General features: G+C 27.7%; 2 protein-coding genes. One reads left to right on the top strand and one right to left on the bottom strand.

Annotated elements, in window-relative coordinates:
* Positions 1-522 (top strand): hypothetical protein (locus L8U98_RS08185; RefSeq protein WP_263703197.1); only part of this gene is annotated, 522 nt, incomplete at its 5' end.
* Positions 523-580: 58 nt separating this feature from the next.
* Here the strand turns inward: L8U98_RS08185 and L8U98_RS08180 are convergent.
* Positions 581-1,135: hypothetical protein (locus L8U98_RS08180; RefSeq protein WP_263737868.1), on the bottom strand; the 555-nt coding region annotated here is incomplete at its 5' end.

Below are 1,135 nucleotides of genomic sequence, written 5' to 3'. Positions count from 1 at the left end.
GACATAAATATACTAGCTAAAGCTTTTAATCAGGTATTAAAAGCTAATGCTAAGATTAGCGTATTTCAAACAAGGGGGATATTAGGACACCCTACTGGAAATAGAAATGGAGGAGATGGAAGAACTACATTATTAGGAACTAATAATGGGATAGATGGGCAAGTTTTTGGAAATTATACTAATGAACATTCTACTTTTACATTAACACATCATAATGGTAATTTTGATTTAGGAATTTATGGTTATCAAAACACTAATGATATATGGAATGCAAATATAAAAATAACCTATACGCCAGCTTATGGGGGTAGTCAAAAATGGAATTTAAGTTATTTTATTAATTCAAAATCCTATCATTTAGGAAATACTTATTTTCCTTTTGATATGAATCATTATACTTATTTATTATTTAGTAAAGAAGAAGCTTCTATTCCAACCAAACAAAATAACGGAATATATAAGTTTGAAGATTTAAATAATAAATACATAAAACCCACTTATTTGCACTTGAAATTACCTTGAAAATCATATGAATTTTAAAATAGCCTATATAAAATTTAATTTTTTATAGGCTAAATACTTATTCACTCAATTTTAAGTGTAAAATACTCGTATAAGTTTTACCCTTATAGGTAGTTTTGAAAGTATATATTCCGTTGTGTTTTTTATGAACAGAAATGCAAGTATTTATTCCAAAATCAATTCCCCCAAAATCAGCAATTAATTGCCCCCATTTATTTGAAGGAAATTGTTCGCTTTTCCCATCGCCGTTGCGTTGTAAATCATGTCCTTCTCCAGATCCAATAGCACAAAGCATATTATATTTGGTATTTCCTCCATAAGCAGGTGTATATGTAAATTTTATATGATGTTTGGCAATATTAACATCTTCCTTGCTTTTAAATCCAAAAATATTAATATCCATAGTAGGCATTTGATTATAAGCTTTAGTAATATGCATTTCTCTATAATTATTTTTATAATATCCTTCTCCACCATAACCATTATTGCCAAATTCTCCGACATTTTGAAAATTAGTTGAACTTTCTCCTATAGTAAAAAACAAATCTGAAACTTGTATTTTAGTTCCTAAATTTAAACTTTGTCCTAAACTTTTAGCGTTAGTATTAATGCT

Origin of the sequence: Campylobacter sp. RKI_CA19_01128 (assembly GCF_025771175.1) — a bacterium.
Classification (GTDB): Bacteria; Campylobacterota; Campylobacteria; order Campylobacterales; family Campylobacteraceae; genus Campylobacter_D.
The sequence above is the reverse complement of the archived record's forward strand: the minus strand, read 5'-3'. Positions and strand labels throughout refer to the sequence as shown.